Annotated in this window: 1 pseudogene; it reads left to right on the top strand. The window is 63.2% G+C overall.

Going from position 1 to position 258, the window contains the following annotated elements:
- Positions 1-32: 32 nt before the first annotated feature.
- Positions 33-258: pseudogene (locus ACW9IR_RS29970) on the top strand (4-alpha-glucanotransferase); the annotation flags it as partial.

The following is a 258-nucleotide window of genomic DNA, read 5'->3' as shown; positions in this document are numbered from 1 at the left end:
CGCGTTACCTTATCCCCTGTTGGAGAGCACCCTTGAGCGAAGCGAACCTGGAAATTCTCGCCAGCCGAGCGGGCCTGGCCGTCGATTGGGTCGACGCAAACGGCCGCCCGCAACGTGTGAAACCCGACGCCCTGCGCGCCGTTCTTAAAGGCCTGGGCCACCCGGCCGACAGCGATGCAGAGATCGACGCCAGCCTGCTCGAACTGGAACAGGCGCAACAAGACAAACACCTGCCACCCTTGATGACCATCGACAGCG

The organism is Pseudomonas sp. SDT291_1_S447 (assembly GCF_054070155.1).
This window is presented reverse-complemented; position numbering and strand designations above follow the sequence as displayed.